This window comes from Bacillus cereus group sp. N21 (genome assembly GCF_016483395.1).
In the GTDB taxonomy this organism is placed as follows: Bacteria; Bacillota; Bacilli; order Bacillales; family Bacillaceae_G; genus Bacillus_A; species Bacillus_A pseudomycoides.
In genome coordinates, this window is record NZ_JAEHBX010000001.1 from 19,856 (window position 1) to 40,568 (window position 20,713).

Genomic DNA, 20,713 nt, shown 5'->3' on the forward strand with positions numbered 1-20,713 from the left:
TATGATCCGTACAGAAGAAATGCTTTTAAATGTAGGACCGCAGCACCCGAGTACGCACGGTGTATTTAGGCTTGTTATTAAAATTGATGGGGAAATTATTAAGGAGGCTACACCTGTCATTGGGTATTTACACCGTGGAACAGAGAAAATCGCAGAGAGCTTGCAGTATACACAAATTATTCCTTATACAGATCGAATGGACTATTTATCAGCGATGACGAATAACTATGTGATTTGTCACGCTGTTGAGACAATGATGAGCCTTGAAATTCCAGAGCGTGCAGAATATTTGCGAGTACTTGCAATGGAGCTTGGCCGCGTTGCGAGTCACCTCGTTTGGTGGGGAACAAACCTTCTTGATATTGGAGCGGTTAGTCCGTTTCTATATGCATTCCGGGAGAGGGAGATGATTATTAATCTCTTAAATGAACTCTGTGGTGCGCGGCTAACGTTTAATTACATGCGAGTGGGCGGTGTAAAATGGGATGCTCCAGATGGCTGGATCCGAAAGGTCCGTGAGTTTGTTCCATATATGAGGGAGCAATTGAAAGGCTATCACGACCTTGTGAGCGGAAACGAAATTTTCTTGAATCGTGTGAAGGGCGTTGGAATATATAGCGCGGAAGATGCGCTTTCTTATTCGCTTAGCGGGGCAAATTTACGCTGCACAGGTGTGAAGTGGGATCTTCGCAAGGATGAACCGTACTCTATTTATGATCGCTTTGATTTTGATATTCCGGTAGGAAACGTGGGGGATGCTTGGGATCGTTACGTTTGTCGGATGGAGGAGATTGAGGAGTCTCTCAAAATTATTGAGCAGGCGGCTGAGCAATTCCCATCAGAAGGGCCAGTGTTGGCGAAAGTGCCGAAAATTATTAAGGCACCAAAGGGCGAGGTATTTGTCCGGATCGAGTCGCCGCGCGGAGAAATTGGCTGTTATATTGCTAGTGAAGGAAAGAAAGAGCCGTATCGCTTAAAGTTCCGCAGGCCATCTTTCTACAACCTTCAAATTTTACCGAAGCTTTTGAAGGGCGAAAATATCGCGAACTTAATTACGATTTTAGGTGGCGTTGATATTGTGCTTGGGGAGGTTGATGGGTGATGATAGAGCGGCTCTTAGAGTCATCGGCAAGCTGGACAAATTTTTTCATCTTTTTTGGGTTAGCGGTGCTTCTTTTATTTGCTGTCCTTGGATTTGTTACATATGGGATTTTAGCAGAGCGAAAAGTGATGGGATTTATGCAAGGGCGGATTGGTCCGAACCAGGTCGGCGGCAGATTCGGTTTACTGCAAACAGTTGCTGACGTTTTAAAGCTTTTATTAAAAGAAGATAGCATTCCGAAAGCCGCAGATAAGCCGCTGTTTATATTGGCACCTGTTATTGCATTTGCACCAGCTTTTATGGTGCTTGCAGTCATTCCATTTACGGATAAATTTCAGTTTGCAGATATTGGAGTCGGGCTTCTTTACTATATTGCTGTATCAGGGATTACAACGATTGGTGTTGTGACCGGGGGATGGGCATCAAACAATAAATATTCACTTTTAGGCGGGATGCGTGCGGCAGCGCAAATGATTTCCTATGAAATTCCGCTTGTAATGAGCGTCATTGGTGTTGTCTTATTAGCTGGCAGTCTTAATTTAAATGAAATTGTAGCGGCGCAGGAGAAGGTTTGGTACATTTTCGCACAGCCAATCGGTTTTGTAATTTTCTTAATCGCAGCGGTTGCAGAGTTGAACCGGACGCCGTTTGACTTACCAGAGGCGGAATCGGAACTTGTTTCTGGATATCATACAGAGTATTCGGGGTTTCGCTGGGCATTCTTTATGCTTTCTGAATATGTATACTTCTTTGGAATGGCTTCGCTCATTACGGTGCTCTTCCTAGGAGGATGGAATCCAGTTATGTTCCTTGGTTTTATTCCTGGAGCTGTATGGTTTGCCTTAAAGTTTAGCGCGGTGGTCTTTCTCTTAATTTGGTTCCGCGTTACGTTTCCACGTATCAGGGGCGATCAATTAATGGAGTTTGGCTGGAAGGTATTATTGCCAATCGCACTTGCGAACATTTTCTTAACGGCATTGATTAAGGAGTTGTTCTTCTAATCCATGAGGGGGGTGCCACTAAGATATGAAAGGACTATTTAAAGGATTAAAGTATACGCTTAGCAACTTAAGTAAGAAAAAAGTAACGTACGATTATCCCAATCAACCATTGTCACTACCAGATCGCTTTCGAGGGATTCAAAAATTTTATCCAGAAAAGTGTATTGTTTGTAACCAATGTGCCAACATCTGCCCAACTGACTGTATTCAACTAACAGGGAAGAAGCATCCGGATCCGGCGAAAAAAGGAAAAATCATTGATACGTACGATATTAACTTTGAAATTTGTATTCTGTGCGATTTATGTACAGAGGTTTGTCCAACAGAGGCAATCGTTATGACAAACAATTTTGAGCTAGCGGAGTATACGCGTGATGATTTGTTTAAAAATTTGCAGTGGCTAGATGAAAATGATGAGAACGTCAGAAAGGAGAATAAAGCATGAACGGCGAGTTGATAGCGTTTTTTTTACTATCCTTAACGGCGATTATCGGTGGTATTCTTATGCTGAACTTAACGAAAGTCATGCATATGATGCTCGCTCTTGTGTTTACGTTTCTTAGCATTGCGGGATTGTATTTTCTATTATCGGCAGAGTTTGTTGGAGTAGCGCAAATTTTAATTTATTCCGGGGCGATTACGATTATTATGATTTTTGGCATTATGTTAACGAAACATGACGCTGAAAATGAATCTAGTTTTAGTTTTCGTAAATGGCTCATCTTCTTCGCAGTAGTAGTGTTTGGCGGGGTGATGTATTTCGCTGTTAATAATATAGATTTTACAAATCGAAGTGTACAAGGAAGTGTACCACTTCATGAACAAAACACACTTCAAATTGGTACACTCTTATATTCGAAATATGTCATTCCATTTGAATTAACGTCGGTTATTTTACTTGTTGCACTTGTTGGGGCAATTGTACTTGCGAAGAAGGATGAGAAAGAGGGGGATTCCAATGAGTAGTGTTCCAACTTCCGCCTACTTAGCTCTTGCCATTATTCTGTTTTGCATCGGTTTATTCGGGGCTTTAACAAAGCGGAATACGGTCATTGTTTTAGTTTGTATTGAACTGATGTTAAATGCGGCGAATTTAAACCTAGTCGCCTTTAGTAAATTAGGTTTTTTTCCGAACTTAACAGGACAAATCTTTTCACTGTTTACGATGTCTGTTGCCGCAGCTGAAGCAGCAGTTGGACTTGCAATATTAATTGCGTTATATCGTAAACATGCAACAGTTAACGTAGATGAAATGGATTCGCTTAAGGGTTAGCATTGTGACCGAAAAGGGGGAAGGAAACAATGATCGATTATGCATGGCTCATACCGCTTTTCCCACTTACCTCGTTTTTTTTGCTCGTTATGTTTGGGGAAAAATTGAGAGAAGGAAGCAGCTTACTTGGTATCTTTCTCACATTTCTTTCCTTTGTGGGTGCGGCGACTGTATTAATAGAACGGTTTTCATCAGAAACAGTAAAGCATCAGTGGTTATGGCTCCGAATTGGTGATGTGGATCTTTCGTTTGGTTTTGAGATTAACGCATTAAATGCTTTGATGCTTTTTATTGTGACACTCGTTAGCTTCCTTGTACATGTGTATTCAAAAGGGTATATGCATGGTGATGAGAGGTTGCCCGTATTTTATGCGTATTTAGGGCTCTTTACATTTGCGATGCTCGGGCTTGTTATCTCGACGAATTTACTACAGCTTTATATATTTTGGGAATTAGTTGGACTTGGCTCGTTTTTACTAATTGGTTTCTATTTCTTTAAAGAGGAAGCGAAGGCTGCTGCGAAAAAAGCATTTATTATGACGCGTATTGGAGATGTAGGTTTATTTATCGGGATGATTTTACTCTTCTGGCAGGCTGGTAGCTTTGAATATGAAGTAATCTTTAAAGCGATGAAAATGGGAGACATATCACCTACTATGATAACGCTCACGGCAATCTTGATCTTTATTGGTGCCATGGGGAAATCAGGTCAGTTTCCGCTTCATACGTGGCTACCGGATGCGATGGAAGGGCCAACGCCTGTATCTGCGCTCATTCACGCGGCAACGATGGTTGCAGCAGGTGTGTACTTAGTGGCAACGATGTTTCCGCTATTCTCTGCAAGTCCTGCAGCGATGCAAACAGTCGCGGTTGTTGGCGCCTTTACTGCAATCTTTGCTGCGTCCATTGGCCTCGTACAAACGGATATAAAAAGAGTCCTCGCATATTCAACAGTGAGCCAGCTCGGCTATATGATGCTCGCGCTTGGCTCGGCAGGATACGTTGCTGGAGTCTTTCATTTAACGACACATGCTTTCTTTAAAGCATTGCTTTTCTTAGCGGCAGGAAGCGTCATTCATGCGGTGCATACGCAAAACATTAATGAAATGGGCGGATTGCAGAAGAAAATGAAAGTGACGGGGCTACTCTTCTTAATCGGCACGCTAGCAATTAGTGGTGTCCCGCTCTTCTCAGGTTTTTTTAGTAAGGATGAAATTTTGGCGGCGACGTGGATGCACGGCAATTATGTTTTGTTTGTCCTTGCGGTTCTCGCAGTATTTTTAACGGCGTTTTACATGTTCCGGTTATACTTTCTCGTTTTTACAGGAGAGGCGAAGAAAGAAGAGGATGTGCATGAATCTCCGCGCGTCATGACATTTCCGATGATTGTCCTTGGTATTCTTGCAGTTTTGGCAGGGTATATCAATACGCCTTGGTTTGGCACGTTTCTTGGGGACTGGCTTACAAAGAATGTCCCGTTCCAAGTAGAGCAAAGTCATGGTCCGGTGTGGATTATGATTGTTGCGACACTCGTTTCGTTTGCGGGCATTCTCGCGGCATATCTTATCTATGGGAAACGATCTATTTCTAGAGATCGGGATGGCGGAAAAGAAACAGTCCTATATAGCCTCCTTAAGGAAAAATATTATGTAGATGAACTGTATAGTGTGACTGTGCTCCCGCTCGTAAAAGGAATCGCTTATGTGCTTCACTTATGTGAGGTCTATATTGTGGAAGGAATCGCCCAGTTAATCAGAGGTATTGTGAGAGGAGCAAGCATTGTTGGTTCTAAACTTCAAAACGGAAACGTACAAGTATACGGAACCGCAGTGGCTGTTTCCGTGGCGACATTAGTTGTCATTCTGTTATATACGGGGGGGTATTGGCAATGAATGCATTATTATTATCATTCTTCATTTTCTCCCCGCTTCTAGGGATTCTCTTACTTACGTTAACACCGAAAACGGAAGTGCGTGCAGTGCGAGTCCTCGGTTTGTTCGGAACAATTCTTCCGCTTGGCATCGCGATTGTTCTGGCTAGTACATATGCTTCCGGAAAGAGCTTAACGATGTTTGCTGAAAAGGTGAAATGGATTCAATTCGGACATTTTCCGGGCGTAGATGAAAAGTTGTTTTCTATTTACTATGAGCTTGGTATCGATGGCTTTTCGCTTGTGATGATGATACTCACGGCGCTTTTAGCAACACTTGCGGCGATTACTGCCTTTTCCATTCAAAAAAATATAAAAGGTTTTTACATGCTTTTATTAACACTTGAAATTGGGATGCTCGGTGTCTTTGCAGCAGAAAATTTACTTCTATTCTTTGTCTTCTTTGAAATTACATTACCACCGATGTTTTTGCTTATTGGAAAGTGGGGGAAATTGAACAGTGAAAAAGCTGCCTATAGTTATTTGATTTATAACGGAATTGGATCAGCGATTTTACTCATTGTTTTCTCTATCCTCTTTGCAAAAACGGGTACAACAAATATTGCAGATTTAAAAGATATTTTGACTGGGGTGGACACGGCGCTTCTGGGCGATATTTCAAGTTCATTGCAGCTCGGTTTATTCATTGCACTTATGATAGCCTTTGCTATTAAGCTACCGGTATTCCCTTTGCATCGCTGGATGGTGAATGTGCATGTCGAGGCCCATCCTGCTGCGGTGATGCTCCATGCGGGTGTTCTGCTCAAGATTGGAGCATACGGCATCGTTCGCTTTGGGAAGGGGCTATTCCCGGAGCAGTTTCAAGACTTTGCGATGCTACTGGCGATTTTAGGGGTAATCAACTTGCTATACGGTGCTTTTCTAGCGATCATTCAAACAGATTTTCGAAAGGTACTCGCTTATTCCAGTATTTCGCATATGGGAATCGTTTTAATGGGACTTGGGGCACTGAATGCAGCCGGTATGAAAGGAGCGCTATTTCAAGTCGTATCTCACGGTTTAATTGCAGCGCTACTATTTTGCTTGCTCGGCATGATTGAGGGGCGTTTTGGCACGTCTGACATTACGAAGCTTGGTGGCCTTGCAAAACAAGTTCCTGTGTTAAGTGGTTTCTTATTAGCAGGAAGCATGGCTTCGCTTGGCCTTCCGGGCATGTCTGGGTTTGTTAGTGAGTTTCTTGCATTCCTCGGACTATTTCAAGGGAAGCCAATGCTCGCGGCGATCGGTGCGCTTGGAATCATTTTAACAGCGGTATATGTCCTAAGGGCTACGCTTCAAGTGACATTTGGAAAGAAGGAATTGGCAGCGAGGCCGGATGTCCGCGGCTGGGAATACGTTCCGATTGTACTCTTGCTCACTTGTATTCTTGCAATTGGTATTATGCCAGAACTGTTAGGAACGCCGCTGCAATACACAGTAAAAATATTGGGGGTGAGGTAGGATGGATATGAATACATTACTTAGCTTATCTTGGCATTTAATGGTACCGGAGTTCATTATTCTTGGAGCGGCCATCCTTCTCTCGCTTCTTGACTTATTTCTAAAGTTTGATCGTAAGTATTTAGGGCTTGGGGCGATTGGAGCGGCAGTACTATCGCTAATCGCATTAATTACATTGTATGGTGAACCGGCTGGAGACATTTTAAGTGGTTCGTTTGTACTAGATGGATTTTCAAAAGGGTTTAAAACGTTACTATTAATTGGAGCCATCCTCGTTTTATGTATGGCGATGAGCGATGATAAAAAAGAGCCGATTCAAGATAAAGGGGAATACTATTATTTATTTTTAATGGCAGTTCTCGGGGCGATGTTTATGGCGTCTAGCGTCGACTTTATTACGCTCTTTATTGGCCTAGAGTTGTTATCACTGTCTTCGTACATTTTAGTTGGGATTCGAAAGACAAATCGTGCTTCGAATGAAGCGGCGATGAAATATGTTATTAATGGCGGAATTGGGACGGCTATTACGCTCTTTGGAATGAGTTACTTATACGGCATTACGGGGGCTACTAATATTATTGGTATGCAGGAAGTTCTCATGCAAGGTGTGGATGGCAGCATTCAACTTTTGTTATCGCTTGCTTTCTTGCTTCTGTTTGTTGGGCTGTCCTTTAAAATTGCGACGGTGCCGTTTCATATGTGGGCACCAGACGTATATGAAGGGGCCGTGACACCTGTTACAACTTTCCTTGGGACAATTTCTAAAATCGCCGGTTTTATTATGATGATAAGATTGTTCCTTATGGTATTCGGCGCTATACCTGTTCATGGAAGTGAGCAAACAGTATTTGCTAACATGAGCGTATATATTGCCGTGCTCGCTATTATTACAATGATCATTGGTAATGTCGTGGCACTCAAGCAATACAGCGTAAAGCGTCTATTCGCCTATTCTGGCATAGCGCACGCTGGATATTTACTCGTTCCACTTGTAGCGTTATCACCATTTACAATGGATAGTATGTGGTTTTATATGTTGGCATACCTGTTAATGAATATAGGAGCTTTTGCAGTCATCCACGGATTAATCTTACAAAGCGGAAAGGAAAATTTCACAATTTTCTCTGGTTTATACAAACGCTCTCCGTTTGCCTCTGCAGCGATGACCATTTTCATTCTGTCTTTGGCAGGAATTCCAGGAACAGCTGGTTTTATCGGAAAGGTTAATATTTTCTTAAGTGCCTTCACTGCTAGTCCAGCCCATTACGTGCTGGCATCAGTCATGATGGGCACGACGGTTATCTCGTTTGTATATTATTTCCGTATTTTGCAGCAAATGTTCTTTCGAAAGAGTAGTGAAGAAGATCCGGTACACTTACCGATCAATTTGAAAGTCGTCATTAGTTTTTGTTTAATTGCAACTGTATTACTCGGAATTCTACCGGCAATTGGCTACAATTTCTTTTATGAATATTTTCCATTGATGAAAGATTTCTTCTTCACAGGGAACGTGGTACAATAGTGAAAACAAAAAGTGTAGAGTCATCGCTCTACGCTTTTTATTGTGGAGCAATGAGAGGGGTAAAGTGAAACTTTCGTTAGCGCGAGACCTTATCCTTCACGAATGTGATGCTCGAACAAAGTAAACTTTAATAGGTAGTGCCCCTTCTTTCGGAGGGATACTTTATACTGCCTGTTTGGGCGGGAAAAAGTGTGGTTTCCATTTATATGGGATCGTTTTGCATCCTAGGTGATGGTAAGCCAAACAAAAGGAGTCGATTTTTTTGGCGCAACTTTTAGGGCAACAAGCACTGATTGCGATTGTTTCGCATTTATTGTTTATTACCATTACGTGGTGGGCCTTACAAGGTATCCATATCGAACGCCTGATGAAATCTGGAAAGGTATTGCAGACGAGGATTTTACTCATTCTTGTTACGATTGCCATTGGGACATCTGTCAGCAACTTTTTTCTTGATTATTTAGGGTATTCGAAGAGTTTAACGTATTTAGTCAAGTAAGTGTATAGAACCTCATATCTCCGTTAACAATGGGGATAGGAGGGGATGAAACTTGAAAAGCTTAAAAACAATTCTTATTGTTGTCGTAAGTATTGTCGTATTCTTGGTCGGGTATAAAGAGATAAAGCCCGTAAGTGACGAAGAGAAAATGGAGAGTATGATCGCAGCTCTTGAAAAAAATGGAGCAGAGGTAGAGCGGTGGTCATGGTTAGCACGAGAAACTAAAACCATTTCTAATATACATACGTTTCAAAAATTGTTAAATGAAGTGAAAGAAAAAGCGGATATTCAAAAATGGGAATTGGAAACATCTCATGATGGATATAAAGCAACAGCATACAAAAAATTTTCTTCTTATGAAGAACGAATAGTAGTAACTTGGAGTAAGGAAAATAGTAAAGAAAACACTTTCATTATCTTTGAAGTAAGCGGGTCAAAATGGGACCCCAAAAACATTCGGGAAATGGATAAAATTTTTAGTACAAAACCTACAATTTACACTTGTGTTCAAGGTGTACTGAGTGATAAGATTGAAGGTGTTTTGCAAAATAAAACCAATCAGGTTTTGAAAGATCTTTCAGCAAGAGCGATCGAGAAGATAGAAGAAAGAGCATTTGTGTCAGTCTCCGCATATAATAAAAAGTGGAATGACGCTCTTTCAACAAATAGAGAGAAAATCAATGTGCAAATAGCAATACGCTCTACAGACAGCAAAGATACAATTGTGGTTGGCACACCGATCATAACTTCTGAGTATTGAATAGATATTGAAAAAAGGACACGGAGGGGAATAAATTGGAAAAAATCATCGTCCGTGGCGGAAAGCGGTTGAATGGCACAGTGCGTGTTGAGGGCGCAAAAAATGCTGTATTACCTATAATCGCTGCAGCCCTATTAGCGAGTGACGGAAAGAATGTACTATCTGAAGTACCAGTTTTGTCTGATGTATACACAATTAATGAGGTATTACGTCATTTAAATGCTGAAGTCGTATTTGAAAATAACCAAGTAACAATTGATGCTTCAAAGGAGTTAAATATTGAAGCACCATTTGAATATGTACGTAAAATGCGTGCGTCCGTTCAAGTAATGGGACCACTATTAGCACGTAATGGTCGTGCTCGTATTGCACTTCCTGGTGGATGTGCAATTGGTTCACGTCCAATTGACCAACATTTAAAAGGCTTCGAAGCAATGGGAGCGAAAGTAAAAGTTGGTAATGGCTTTGTTGAAGCTTATGTAGATGGACAATTACAAGGCGCGAAAATTTACTTAGACTTCCCAAGCGTAGGTGCAACAGAAAACATTATGTCTGCTGCTACATTAGCAAAAGGGACAACAGTACTTGAAAACGCAGCAAAAGAACCAGAAATCGTTGACTTAGCTAACTTCTTAAATGCAATGGGAGCAAAAGTACGCGGAGCTGGAACTGGAACGATTCGTATCGAAGGCGTTGATAAATTATATGGTGCACACCATTCTATTATTCCTGACCGTATTGAAGCAGGAACGTTTATGGTTGCAGCAGCAATTACTGGTGGAGACATCTTAATTGAAAATGCTGTACCAGAACATTTACGTTCTATCACAGCGAAAATGGAAGAAATGGGTGTTAAGGTTATTGAGGAAAACGAAGGCGTACGTGTTATCGGCCCAAGTAAATTAAAAGCCGTTGATATTAAAACAATGCCTCATCCAGGTTTCCCAACAGATATGCAATCACAAATGATGGCATTGTTATTACATGCGGATGGAACAAGCATGATTACAGAAACGGTATTTGAAAACCGCTTCATGCATGTGGAAGAATTCCGTCGTATGAATGCAGACATCAAAATTGAAGGCCGTTCTGTTATTATGAATGGACCTAACAACTTACAAGGTGCAGAAGTAGCAGCAACTGACTTACGTGCTGCAGCGGCATTAATTCTAGCTGGTTTAGTATCAGATGGTTACACACGTGTAACAGAATTAAAACACCTTGATCGTGGATATGTAAACTTCCATGAGAAACTAGCTGCATTAGGTGCAACAATTGAACGTGTAAATGAAAAAGTAGAAGAAGTGACGAAGCAACAAGTTTCTGACCTTCACGCTTAAGTTTGAGTAGTCTCTATGTCTTTTTGACATAGAGGCTATTTTTATTGGGCTATTATTGTTATAGTCAACAAATTCCTTTTTTATGCCTGTCCACCTGAAAAATTTAGAAAATTCTTTCCTTTGAGATTGAATCCTGTCATATCAGTACTTTATATTTTCCCTTTGCAGAAGTTCCTCCTGATATGTTCTAAAAGCTTGCCACGTTCCATAAGAATGAAATGAGTCTAATTTCATAGCGGGGGAAAAAGATGAAAATTTCAAAGCCACTTTTCATTACAATGGCGCTCTTAGTGGCGCTCGTCATTATTGTACCGACCGTACTTGTTATTCCGTTTACGAAAGCGAAAGTAAGTCAGCCGCCCGAACATCCTCCAGCCATGCAAAGTGTGCCAGCTCCTAAAAAGGTAAATACTGCTGTCCAAGTTACTGTGTATCGTAATGCACAAAAGAAGGTAGAAACGATGCCGATGGAAGAGTATGTTACAGGTGTAGTAGCTTCTGAGATGAATGCTAGCTTTGAAATGGAGGCATTAAAAGCACAGGCATTGGCAGCGAGAACATTTATTGTACAGCGTATGCTAGGCGGAAGTAAGAAAAACAATGCGGATGTGACAGATACGGTTAATGATCAAGTGTACAACAGTAAAGAAGAGCTAAAGAAGACATGGGGCAAAGATTATGAGAAAAATTTGAAGAAGATTGAAGAAGCTGTGTCTAAAACAGCCGGACAAGTTTTAACTTATGATGGTAGTCCCATTACGGCGTCCTTCTTCTCAACAAGTAACGGTTATACAGAAAATGCTGCAGACTACTGGGGGAGCGACTTACCATATTTAAAAAGCGTAGACAGTCCATGGGATCAAGCTTCTCCAAAATTTGCGAGTGAGCAAACTTTTACTGTAGATGATTTTCAAAAGCGTCTTGGCGTAAAGGTGCTTGCAAATGGAAAAGTCGGTAATATTAAAGACCGTACAGAAGGAAAACGGGTGAAGGATGTAGAGTTTCAAGGAAAGGTATTAACAGGGAAAGAAGTACGAACAAAACTGGGATTACGCTCCTCTGACTTTACATGGAAACAACAAGGAAAGAGCATTGTCGTCACAACGAAAGGTTTCGGCCATGGCGTTGGCATGAGCCAGTATGGTGCCAATGGAATGGCGAAAGAAGGAAAAGGATATACGGATATTGTTGCTCATTACTATAAAGGTATCGAAATTAAAACGCTAAACGAGTATGAAGGAAAGTTAATGGCGAAGAACTGATGCTTAAGGGTTACTGACAGTTGGGTGCTGCTCGTTTGAAAATATATCGGCGCTTTTTGGAATATATCAACCGTTCGACAAAACTTAGTGATTATTTGACAACAAAGGAGCTCATCCCAATGAGCTCCTTTTGTCATTATTTGTAGAAAACGAAAGAAATGTTAACGGCTTTTGTCTCGTTTTGTTGTGTTATAATACAGTTGTATGTGTATATATAAAATAATAACAGGGGGCATGAAATATGATGATGGATGTACCACTTCTCATTCCAGCAATGATGGAACGAGCGGAGAAATATTTTTCAAAAAAGGAAGTTGTTTCGCGCACTGCATCGCGTATTCAAACATTAACATACGGAGAGATTGCGAAGCGGACAAGACGGCTTGCTAGTGTACTAAATAAAATGGGGATTGATAGAGGGGACAAAGTTGGAACAATCGCTTGGAACCATCACCGCCATTTGGAAGCATATTTTGCAATTCCAGGAATTGGGGCGGTGTTACATACGATTAACTTACGGCTCTCCGCAGAGCATATTTCTTATATCATTAACCATGCTGAAGATAAAATCATTCTCGTTGATGAAGATATGGTTCCTGTATTAGAAAGTATTCAACACGAAATTCCTCATGTGAAAGCATTTATTATTATGACAGATGATCACGAACTACCTCACACAACACTATCACCAGTATATCATTACGACAAACTACTCGAAGAAGGCGACGAAACATTCCCATTCATAACAGACTTAGATGAAAAAGAACCTGCGGGTATGTGCTATACTTCCGCAACGACAGGAAAACCGAAAGGCGTTGTGTATACACACCGTAGTATTGCACTCCATAGTTATACGCTCGGCCTTGTGGACGGCGGGAATCTATCAGAAGTAGACACTTGTATGCCTGTCGTTCCGATGTTCCATGTAAACGCATGGGGGCTTCCGTTTGCAGGTACATGGTTCGGCACAAAGCTCGTCTTACCAGGACCACACTTTACACCGGAAATATTAGCTCAGCTTATTGAGTGTGAGAAAGTGACAATTACTGCTGGTGTACCAACAATTTGGATTGGGTTACTGCAAGAGCTTGAAAAATATCCGTATGATATTAGTAGTATTCGTACGATATGGTCAGGTGGATCAGCAGCACCAGGAAGCATGATTCGCACATATGAGGAGAAATATGGAATTGCTTTTAGGCAAATATATGGAATGACAGAAACAAGCCCAGCTGTTGTAATTAACTGTCCAAAGTCATATCAGCGCGATTTACCGAAAGAAGAATATTATGAATTACGCTCCCGCCAAGGTTACTTATTCCCAGGCCTTGAAATGAAGGTAATTGGTCAAGAAGGGGAGATCAAATGGGATGGTGAAGAAATGGGAGAGCTTTGCCTGCGCGGACCTTGGATTGCGGGTAGTTATTATAACGATGAACGTACAGCAGATTCCATGCAGGATGGCTGGTTACATACAGGAGATATTGTAACTGTTGATCCAGAAGGGTTTATTAAAATTGCTGACCGTACGAAAGATTTAATTAAAAGCGGCGGTGAATGGATTTCCTCCGTTGATTTAGAGAACGCTTTAATGGCACATGACAAAGTACTAGAGGCATCTGTCGTTGCCGTGCCACATGAAAAATGGCAAGAACGCCCTGTTGCCTGCGTTGTCTTAAAAGAAGGACAAACAGTCGAACAAGAGGAGCTCTATGCATTATTAGAAGACCAGTTCCCGAAATGGTGGATGCCGGATGACATTTTATTCGTGGAAGAGATTCCAAAAACATCTGTCGGGAAATTCCTGAAAAGGGCACTTCGTGATCAGCTGAAAAGTTATATGGTGAAGCAGCAGTAATAGTTGTATGCTAAAATCAATCAAAAAGGAGCTAATTTAGCTCCTTTTTATTTTTGAGATAAATATCATAATCTTCCATTAACTGTTTGGTATAATGAGATAAAAACTCATCTGGAGGAGAAAACATGGCGTTATTGGAGTTAAAACAATTGGGTAAGACGAACCAGTTGCAGGCGATTCAGCTTGAAATTGAAAAAGGGCAATGTGTTGTGCTGCAATGTAACAATCATACGGCGAAGATTTTACACCGCATTATAATCGGTGAAGAAGAGGCATCGGCTGGAAGTGTTTTATTTGACGGGGAACCGATTCAAAAGCAAGTCTACTCGCGCATTGGTTTTTGTTTTTTAAAAGATGAGGCATGTAACCGCTTAAAAGTAAAAGAATACTTCGCCTTTTTATCCGGATTGTATGACTCGAATATTAGCATAGAAGAAGTTGTCCAGTATGTTGGTTTACTAGATAAAATGAACGTCAAAATTGAAAAGCTATCATTTTCTGAAAAACGCCGTCTTCACATTGGGCGGGTCATGATTCATAATCCGGATTTAATTATTTTTGAAGAGCCAGAGCAAAATGTAGATATAGAGAGTACAATTATCATTCGAAAAGCAATTATGAAGATGAAAGAACAAGGGAAGGCCATCTTTATTACATCATCCTTTTTATCGGATGCACTTTCTTTAACAGAAGATGTGTATGTATTAAATCCAGATGGCGTTAAAAAAGTAGAAATCGAACAGGAAGAAGGGGAAGAGATAGATCAAGAAAATATCGTTCAAATGATTCCGCAAATGAAGCTCGAAAGAATCCCAGCAAAAGTGAACGATAAAATCATTTTGCTTGATCCGATGGAAATTCATTTTATTGAAACGCAAAATGGAACAACGCATATTCATGTTCGCGAAGGGGACTTTGTATGTGCGTTAACATTAAGTGAGTTAGAAGAAAGATTAAAAGGTTTTGGATTCTTTCGATGTCACCGCTCTTATCTTGTTAACTTACAGCGCGTACGAGAAGTGATTACTTGGACTCGTAATAGCTTTAGCTTAATCTTGGATGATGAACGAAAAAGCTCTATTCCACTTTCTAAAGGTCGAATGGATGAATTAAAAGGTGTCATTGGACTATAATGATGCTCCAGTAAGCGGAAAATAGGATTCATTCACCGGTAAAAAGACTCCTTTTACCGGTATTTTACTGCGTAACCCCTTTGTTTTTCATATGATTGAGCCAAGAACAGCGAACACAACAAGCCGAGGCGGTAAACGAGTCGCTGAAGCGAAATTATCTATAGAAGAAAAACAAAGGGGATGACAAAATGACATTGGCAATTGAAATGAAGGATGTAATGAAAACCTTTAATGAAAAAACAGCACTTCGAAATGTAAGTATTGAAGTAAAGCAAGGAGAAATCTTCGGGTTTCTAGGACCAAGTGGATCAGGGAAAACAACAACAGTGAAAATTTTAACTTCCCAATTGTTTCACAGTGTTGGAAAAGTGAAAGTACTAGGAAAAGATATTACAGGTCCAAACAGCATCGATTACAAACGAATTGGTATTTTAACAGATAACAGTGGTCTATATGAAAGACTTAGCATTTATGATAACTTACTATTATTTTGCGACTTATACGATTGTCCTAAAGAAAGAATTGATGAAGTACTATCCCAAGTGAATTTATTAGAAGATAAAAAAACACCAGTCAAAAAATTATCAAAAGGGATGAAGCAGCGCGTTACGCTAGCACGAGCAATTCTGCATAAACCGGATATTCTCTTCTTAGATGAACCAACATCAGCACTTGATCCAGTCAACGTCCAAAACATTCATAACATCTTAAAGGACCTAAATAGAGAAGGAACAACGATTTTCTTAACGACGCACAATATGGATGAAGCAGAAACGCTTTGTGACCGCATTGCTTTCTTATGCGGAGGGGAAATTGTAGCACTTGATACACCAGAAAATTTAAGACTTCAATACGCGAAAGACAAAATCGAAGTCGTCCTAAAGGATAAGAAAAAAGAAACGGTGAAAAAAGACGAATTAGGCGCAAAACGTATTTCTGAGTGGATGAAAAATGGTGAATTATTATCGATTCATTCTTATGAGCCAACACTAGGAGATATCTTTATTGAAGTAACTGGGAGGGGATTATAATGACATTTTCAATGAGACGTGTATCGGCGATTTTACGGAAAGAGATGCAGGATTTGAAGAATAACGCACAAATATTATTAATGGCGATTTTACCACTTGGATTGGCATTGTTTTATAAGCAAATGGGACAAGGGAAGGAGTTTATGGGAGGCTTTGTAATCGTCATGATATTATGTATGGTTACAACAATCTCACAGGCAACTCTTATTGCGGAAGAGAAGGAGAAACATACGTTACGAGTGCTTATGCTATCTCCTGCCTCTCCATTTGAAATTATTATTGGAAAAGCACTACCAATCATTGTTTTAACGTTTGCTATAAGTTTTCTTAATTTATTTATACTAGATGTTTTACAAGGGAATATGTTGTTCATGTTTCTGTTAATGTTATTAGGAACATTAGTGTTCATCATATTTGGGACAATTATCGCTCTTTTAGCTAAAAATTTAGTGCAAGTTTCTGTTATTGCATCACCGGTTGCAATGGTCTTACTCATGACTCCAATTTTAAGTAATGTTATAAAAAATGACATTTTGAAAAACATACTATCGTATTTACCGACTAATCATATTTTTGAAGCGTTCGTAAGTGTTGTGGAGGGGAAAGGCTTCTCTGCAATTGCTGCAGATCTAATCAATGTCTCTATTTGGTTAGTCATTTCAATTATTGTTTGCCTCTTCGTCTACAAAAAGAAACAACTAGACTAAAAAACTGAGCCAATCCGCTCAGTTTTTTCTTTTTTCTATCATTTCCTCGGAAATTTCGCAATTCCTATACATATTTTTACAGATTTTGTCGAAAAGTAATTAGTTATAGGTTGTATAGGATGAATGAATATTGTTCAAAATGATTGCTGAGGTGATGATAGAATGCGAGGAAGGAATAATAAAAAGTCGCAAAAGGTAGTTCATTTATTTCAAAAACGGTGGGTATTTCCGGCAATCTATATTGCATGTGCAGCGGTAATCTTGACGGTTGCTCTATGGTTCCAGGCAGCTAATCCAAAGAAAGCGCCTAATAAAGAGCAAAGTGCGCCGTATGGTCAAACGGAAAATCCAGTAGTACCAGTAACAAAGTCTTCAGAAGTTGTGAAAATGCCAGCTGCAAAGAATGTAGATGTTGTTGTGAAGAAGAAGTTTTATGAAGATGGAGCAGCAGAAGAGGAGCAAGAACAAGCACTTGTCTTTTATAACAACACATATTCTCCTAATAAAGGAATCGATGTTGCTGCGAAAAATGGAAAAGAATTCGATGTTACAGCTGCTTTAAGTGGTACAGTAACAAAAGCTGAAAAAGATTCGCTTCTCGGTTATGTCGTAACAGTGGATAACGGAAATGGTCTTGCAACATCTTATCAAAGCTTAGGCAGTGTAAAAGTAGAAAAAGGTGCAAAAGTTGCACAAGGTGAAGTATTAGGAAAATCCGGTCTAAGTGCAATGAATAAGGAAGCAGGTTCTCATGTACACTTTGAAGTTCGTAAAGATAATGTAGCTGTCAATCCAGAGCGTTACCTTAACAAACTTGCGACAGACGTAAAAGCAGAAGCAGGAGCAGCAAAAGAAACAAATGGTTCTGCTGATGAAAAAGGTAAAAAAGAAGAGAAATCAACAAGCGGTTCTGCTGATGAAAAAGGTAAAAAAGAAGAGAAATCAACAAGCGGTTCAGCTGACGAAAAAGGTAAAAAAGAAGAAAAATCAACAAATGGTTCTACGGAATCATCTAGCGATTCTTCTTCTACACAAGAATAATAAAACGAAAAAATCAGCTCTCACTAGGGAGTTGATTTTTTTATTTTTATATAAAAATGATTCATTTCGAGAGGGAAATAGCAATAACAAGGAAATTTGACGGAATTCTCGAATATATATTAAGAAAAGGAGGGGATTACTCTGTCATTTGTATTTGTTCTGTCGATTGCCCTTATTTTGTTGTTTATTTTATTTACTTTATATTATTACATTGCCAGTAAGAAAGAAGTTCCCCACCATCAATTATTAGAAGAAGAATGTGATCATGAAGAATGACGCCTTTGACAAGAGGCGTCATTCTTTGGTTTTTGTAGGGCAATCCATCAAGTGAAAATTGTCATTGTTAACGTATTTCTCACACGAATTTGTAATTTTTCTTAACTTAGTCCGTAAAAATACCGAACTTGTAGCATATATCAGTAGTGCGGGCAATACAATGATATAAACCAATGCAAAGAGAGTGTTTGAGGTGAGAAATCGTGGGTCATTTCATTATAAATTCCAGAATGTTTAAAGCTTACAAACAGCACTCGAATTTACTTCTTAGTCATATGCAGCGAGTCTCATTTCACACTTCTCACATCCAATTTAGGGAGGCGAGTGGTGTGCACGATTACATCAAAGAGAGAACTATCAAGATTGGCAAGTATATCGTGGAGACAAGAAAAACAGTTCGTGTGATTGCAAAAGAATTTGGGGTATCAAAGAGTACAGTCCATAAAGATTTAACAGAACGTTTACCAGAGATTAATCCAGAGCTCGCAAATGAAGTGAAAGAAATTCTTGATTATCATAAGTCGATTCGCCACCTAAGAGGCGGGGAAGCGACGAAGCAGAAGTACCGAAAAGAAGATACAGAAAGAATCGTGCAGCAATAATTCATTATACGGCAAACATTCCTTGGTCATGACGGAACATTTTTCAGAAGAATTATCTTTTCAAATATTACGTTTTCGTTAAATTTATGATAAAATCAGAAATTAGGTGTAAAAGAATTCGGGTACAACCTGATTTTGAATATCAAGGAGGAAAACACAGGAATGTTTGCGAGAGATATCGGAATTGACCTAGGCACAGCTAACGTATTAATTCATGTAAAGGGTAAAGGGATCGTTTTAAACGAACCGTCTGTTGTAGCAATTGATCGCAATACTGGAAGAGTATTAGCGGTAGGTGAAGAAGCAAGAAGTATGGTAGGACGTACACCTGGTAATATTGTAGCGATTCGTCCGCTTAAAGATGGTGTAATTGCAGATTTCGAAATTACAGAAGCAATGTTAAAGCATTTTATTAACAAGCTGGACGTGAAGAGCTTCTTTTCAAAACCTCGCATTTTAATTTGTTGTCCAACAAACATTACATCTGTAGAACAAAAAGCAATTCGTGAAGCTGCTGAACGCTCAGGTGGTAAAACAGTATTCTTAGAAGAAGAACCAAAAGTAGCTGCTGTTGGTGCCGGCATGGAAATCTTCCAACCGAGCGGAAATATGGTTGTTGATATCGGCGGAGGTACAACAGATATTGCCGTGCTTTCAATGGGTGATATTGTTACCTCCTCCTCTATCAAAATGGCTGGCGACAAGTTTGATATGGAGATCTTAAACTATATTAAACGTAAGTATAAGCTATTAATCGGAGAACGTACATCAGAAGATATTAAAATTAAAGTCGGTACAGTATTCCCAGGTGCACGTAGTGAAGAACTTGAAATTCGCGGACGTGACATGGTAACGGGCTTACCACGTACAATCACAGTATGTTCAGAAGAGGTTACAGAAGCATTAAAAGAAAATGCGGCTGTCATTGTACAAGCTGCAAAAGGTGTATTAGAGCGTACACCACCAGAACTATCTGCAGACATCATTGACCGCGGTGTGATCTTAACAGGCGGAGGCGCATTATTACATGGTATCGACATGCTTCTAGCAGAAGAATTAAAAGTACCAGTACTAATCGCTGAAAACCCAATGCACTGTGTTGCTGTTGGTACAGGCATTATGTTAGAGAATATTGATAAATTGCCACGTCGTATGTTGAAATAGTCATATAAAGGGTAGTAAAAAGTGCGAAGGAACTATTTCCTTCGCACTTTTTTTGTAAATGAAAGAAAGTAAGAGGAGGTTTGTAACACCAATTAAGAAAGCGTTTTCTTGTGCCGGATATGACAATAGTTGTTAGGTTATTGTCATAGTTTGTAAATAAAAATTATGGTATAATCATCTTTGTGAATTTCGTGTGAACTCAATGTAAAATCTATGTAAATTTGTTTTGGATTTACATTGGTGAATTTGAGTCGTTCTTACCATTCATAGGCGTAGGAGAAGCTCTAATTTAAATATACTTCTAAACTAAATAATTATAAAAATAATAACATTTCACAGGGGGCGCGATTATGAAAAAGGTTATTACATATGGAACTTTCGATTTATTGCACTGGGGACATATTAACTTATTGAAGAGAGCGAAAGATTTAGGAGATTATTTAATTGTCGCCGTTTCTTCAGATGAATTTAACAAATTAAAAAATAAAAAATCTTATCATAGCTATGAGAATCGTAAAATGATTCTAGAAGCGGTTCGGTATGTGGATGAAGTAATACCTGAACATAATTGGGAGCAGAAAGCAAATGATGTTGTTAATCATGATGTAGATATTTTTGTTATGGGTGATGATTGGGAAGGGGAATTTGATGAATTAGATGAATACTGTGAAGTTGTATATTTACCACGTACAGCTGGAATTTCTACTACAAAAATAAAAAAGGAACTAGTGCAAGTTGCTAGATAAACTTA

General features: G+C 39.6%; 21 protein-coding genes. All 21 read left to right on the forward strand.

What is annotated here, in order from left to right:
• Position 1 precedes the first annotated feature (1 nt).
• Positions 2-1,102 carry an NADH-quinone oxidoreductase subunit NuoD gene (gene nuoD, locus JDS96_RS00130; RefSeq protein ID WP_199665685.1) on the forward strand — a complete coding sequence of 367 codons (1,101 nt, stop codon included), beginning with the start codon at positions 2-4 and terminating at the stop codon, positions 1,100-1,102.
• Positions 1,102-2,103, forward strand: a complete 1,002-nt coding sequence (gene nuoH, locus JDS96_RS00135; RefSeq protein ID WP_018764933.1) for an NADH-quinone oxidoreductase subunit NuoH — start codon at positions 1,102-1,104, stop codon at positions 2,101-2,103. The genes nuoD and nuoH overlap by 1 nt, the downstream gene beginning before the upstream one ends.
• Positions 2,104-2,128: 25 nt before the next feature.
• Complete coding sequence (gene nuoI / locus JDS96_RS00140; protein ID WP_199665686.1) at positions 2,129-2,548, forward strand: NADH-quinone oxidoreductase subunit NuoI; 420 nt, start codon at positions 2,129-2,131, stop codon at positions 2,546-2,548.
• The gene (locus JDS96_RS00145) at positions 2,545-3,069 is read left to right on the forward strand and encodes an NADH-quinone oxidoreductase subunit J (protein ID WP_016112671.1); all 525 of its coding nucleotides are present in this window, start codon (positions 2,545-2,547) and stop codon (positions 3,067-3,069) included. Before nuoI ends, JDS96_RS00145 begins: the two co-directional genes overlap by 4 nt.
• Positions 3,062-3,376: an NADH-quinone oxidoreductase subunit NuoK gene (gene nuoK / locus JDS96_RS00150; protein ID WP_018764934.1), complete on the forward strand. Its 315-nt coding sequence runs from the start codon at positions 3,062-3,064 to the stop codon at positions 3,374-3,376. Before JDS96_RS00145 ends, nuoK begins: the two co-directional genes overlap by 8 nt.
• 29 nt (positions 3,377-3,405) lie before the next feature.
• The gene (nuoL, locus tag JDS96_RS00155; RefSeq protein WP_199665687.1) at positions 3,406-5,268 is read left to right on the forward strand and encodes an NADH-quinone oxidoreductase subunit L; all 1,863 of its coding nucleotides are present in this window, start codon (positions 3,406-3,408) and stop codon (positions 5,266-5,268) included.
• Positions 5,265-6,767 (forward strand): NADH-quinone oxidoreductase subunit M, encoded by a 1,503-nt coding sequence (locus JDS96_RS00160; RefSeq protein ID WP_033799257.1) that lies wholly within the window; start codon positions 5,265-5,267, stop codon positions 6,765-6,767. Before nuoL ends, JDS96_RS00160 begins: the two co-directional genes overlap by 4 nt.
• Positions 6,768-6,774: 7 nt before the next feature.
• Positions 6,775-8,289, forward strand: a complete 1,515-nt coding sequence (gene nuoN / locus JDS96_RS00165) for an NADH-quinone oxidoreductase subunit NuoN (protein ID WP_029427058.1) — start codon at positions 6,775-6,777, stop codon at positions 8,287-8,289.
• Positions 8,290-8,551: 262 nt separating this feature from the next.
• Positions 8,552-8,788 (forward strand): DUF1146 family protein, encoded by a 237-nt coding sequence (locus JDS96_RS00170; RefSeq protein WP_003202077.1) that lies wholly within the window; start codon positions 8,552-8,554, stop codon positions 8,786-8,788.
• Positions 8,789-8,840: 52 nt separating this feature from the next.
• Positions 8,841-9,548: a YwmB family TATA-box binding protein gene (locus JDS96_RS00175; RefSeq protein ID WP_018764938.1), complete on the forward strand. Its 708-nt coding sequence runs from the start codon at positions 8,841-8,843 to the stop codon at positions 9,546-9,548.
• 35 nt (positions 9,549-9,583) lie between these two features.
• On the forward strand, positions 9,584-10,888 hold the full coding sequence (gene murA / locus JDS96_RS00180) for a UDP-N-acetylglucosamine 1-carboxyvinyltransferase (protein ID WP_003209210.1): 1,305 nt from the start codon (positions 9,584-9,586) through the stop codon (positions 10,886-10,888).
• 248 nt (positions 10,889-11,136) lie between these two features.
• Positions 11,137-12,150 (forward strand): stage II sporulation protein D, encoded by a 1,014-nt coding sequence (gene spoIID / locus JDS96_RS00185; RefSeq protein ID WP_006096642.1) that lies wholly within the window; start codon positions 11,137-11,139, stop codon positions 12,148-12,150.
• Positions 12,151-12,391: 241 nt separating this feature from the next.
• Positions 12,392-14,008, forward strand: coding sequence for a long-chain fatty acid--CoA ligase (locus tag JDS96_RS00190; RefSeq protein ID WP_199665688.1), 1,617 nt, complete (start codon positions 12,392-12,394; stop codon positions 14,006-14,008).
• 125 nt (positions 14,009-14,133) lie between these two features.
• Positions 14,134-15,141 (forward strand): LytTR family transcriptional regulator DNA-binding domain-containing protein, encoded by a 1,008-nt coding sequence (locus tag JDS96_RS00195; protein ID WP_199665689.1) that lies wholly within the window; start codon positions 14,134-14,136, stop codon positions 15,139-15,141.
• Positions 15,142-15,329: 188 nt separating this feature from the next.
• The gene (locus JDS96_RS00200; RefSeq protein WP_199665690.1) at positions 15,330-16,172 is read left to right on the forward strand and encodes an ABC transporter ATP-binding protein; all 843 of its coding nucleotides are present in this window, start codon (positions 15,330-15,332) and stop codon (positions 16,170-16,172) included.
• Positions 16,172-16,879 (forward strand): ABC transporter permease, encoded by a 708-nt coding sequence (locus tag JDS96_RS00205; protein WP_018764943.1) that lies wholly within the window; start codon positions 16,172-16,174, stop codon positions 16,877-16,879. Before JDS96_RS00200 ends, JDS96_RS00205 begins: the two co-directional genes overlap by 1 nt.
• Before the next feature lie 162 nt (positions 16,880-17,041).
• Complete coding sequence (locus tag JDS96_RS00210) at positions 17,042-17,920, forward strand: stage II sporulation protein SpoIIQ (RefSeq protein WP_199665691.1); 879 nt, start codon at positions 17,042-17,044, stop codon at positions 17,918-17,920.
• A 141-nt stretch (positions 17,921-18,061) separates the two neighbouring features.
• Complete coding sequence (locus tag JDS96_RS00215) at positions 18,062-18,196, forward strand: hypothetical protein (protein WP_042511388.1); 135 nt, start codon at positions 18,062-18,064, stop codon at positions 18,194-18,196.
• 329 nt (positions 18,197-18,525) lie between these two features.
• A complete protein-coding gene (gene spoIIID, locus JDS96_RS00220; RefSeq protein WP_018781193.1) occupies positions 18,526-18,798 on the forward strand; it encodes a sporulation transcriptional regulator SpoIIID in 273 nt (90 codons plus the stop codon).
• Between the two features lie 162 nt (positions 18,799-18,960).
• Positions 18,961-19,962: a rod shape-determining protein gene (gene mreB / locus JDS96_RS00225; protein ID WP_003202097.1), complete on the forward strand. Its 1,002-nt coding sequence runs from the start codon at positions 18,961-18,963 to the stop codon at positions 19,960-19,962.
• Positions 19,963-20,312: 350 nt separating this feature from the next.
• On the forward strand, positions 20,313-20,708 hold the full coding sequence (gene tagD / locus JDS96_RS00230) for a glycerol-3-phosphate cytidylyltransferase (protein WP_199665692.1): 396 nt from the start codon (positions 20,313-20,315) through the stop codon (positions 20,706-20,708).
• Positions 20,709-20,713: the final 5 nt, after the last annotated feature.

What these genes read in the sequence shown, in the direction of transcription:
- JDS96_RS00145 (WP_016112671.1), top strand. Translation starts at nt 2,545, where the DNA reads ATGAACGGCGAGTTGATAGCGTTTTTTTTACTATCCTTAACGGCGATT.
- nuoN (WP_029427058.1), top strand. Translation starts at nt 6,775, where the DNA reads ATGAATACATTACTTAGCTTATCTTGGCATTTAATGGTACCGGAGTTC.
- nuoD (WP_199665685.1), top strand. Translation starts at nt 2, where the DNA reads ATGATCCGTACAGAAGAAATGCTTTTAAATGTAGGACCGCAGCACCCG.
- nuoH (WP_018764933.1), top strand. Translation starts at nt 1,102, where the DNA reads ATGATAGAGCGGCTCTTAGAGTCATCGGCAAGCTGGACAAATTTTTTC.
- JDS96_RS00160 (WP_033799257.1), top strand. Translation starts at nt 5,265, where the DNA reads ATGAATGCATTATTATTATCATTCTTCATTTTCTCCCCGCTTCTAGGG.
- nuoI (WP_199665686.1), top strand. Translation starts at nt 2,129, where the DNA reads ATGAAAGGACTATTTAAAGGATTAAAGTATACGCTTAGCAACTTAAGT.
- nuoL (WP_199665687.1), top strand. Translation starts at nt 3,406, where the DNA reads ATGATCGATTATGCATGGCTCATACCGCTTTTCCCACTTACCTCGTTT.
- JDS96_RS00205 (WP_018764943.1), top strand. Translation starts at nt 16,172, where the DNA reads ATGACATTTTCAATGAGACGTGTATCGGCGATTTTACGGAAAGAGATG.
- tagD (WP_199665692.1), top strand. Translation starts at nt 20,313, where the DNA reads ATGAAAAAGGTTATTACATATGGAACTTTCGATTTATTGCACTGGGGA.
- spoIID (WP_006096642.1), top strand. Translation starts at nt 11,137, where the DNA reads ATGAAAATTTCAAAGCCACTTTTCATTACAATGGCGCTCTTAGTGGCG.
- mreB (WP_003202097.1), top strand. Translation starts at nt 18,961, where the DNA reads ATGTTTGCGAGAGATATCGGAATTGACCTAGGCACAGCTAACGTATTA.
- nuoK (WP_018764934.1), top strand. Translation starts at nt 3,062, where the DNA reads ATGAGTAGTGTTCCAACTTCCGCCTACTTAGCTCTTGCCATTATTCTG.
- JDS96_RS00190 (WP_199665688.1), top strand. Translation starts at nt 12,392, where the DNA reads ATGATGATGGATGTACCACTTCTCATTCCAGCAATGATGGAACGAGCG.
- JDS96_RS00195 (WP_199665689.1), top strand. Translation starts at nt 14,134, where the DNA reads ATGGCGTTATTGGAGTTAAAACAATTGGGTAAGACGAACCAGTTGCAG.
- JDS96_RS00200 (WP_199665690.1), top strand. Translation starts at nt 15,330, where the DNA reads ATGACATTGGCAATTGAAATGAAGGATGTAATGAAAACCTTTAATGAA.
- JDS96_RS00210 (WP_199665691.1), top strand. Translation starts at nt 17,042, where the DNA reads ATGCGAGGAAGGAATAATAAAAAGTCGCAAAAGGTAGTTCATTTATTT.